At 52.4% G+C, this 275-nt stretch carries 1 protein-coding gene; it reads right to left on the bottom strand.

Annotation, left to right across the window (positions count from 1 at the left end; translation table 11 throughout):
- Positions 1-275, bottom strand: a 275-nt coding sequence (locus tag PsWM33_RS09535; RefSeq protein WP_153039920.1) for an IS3 family transposase, incomplete at both ends; no start/stop codon positions are given.

Genomic DNA, 275 nt, shown 5'->3' with positions numbered 1-275 from the left:
GTCGGTAGATTGCCTCAATACCCATCCTCTTCATCAAGGACCTTACTCTACGTCGGCCGATATCAAAGCCTTCTACCTTCAACAGCTGCTGCAGCATGCGGCTACCCGCAAACGGATACTCTAGATGCAACTCGTCCAGCCGGCGCATGAGTTTCAATATTTCCGGTGAAACTGGACGAGGCCGGTAGTAAACGCTGCTTCTGGATATACTCAGGGCTTTGGCCTGACGACTGATTGAGAGCTCATGGGGCCGGTCAATCATCTTTTGGCGCTCA

The sequence above is a fragment of the Pseudovibrio sp. WM33 genome, assembly GCF_001623165.1.
In the GTDB taxonomy this organism is placed as follows: Bacteria; Pseudomonadota; Alphaproteobacteria; order Rhizobiales; family Stappiaceae; genus Pseudovibrio.
This window is presented reverse-complemented; position numbering and strand designations above follow the sequence as displayed.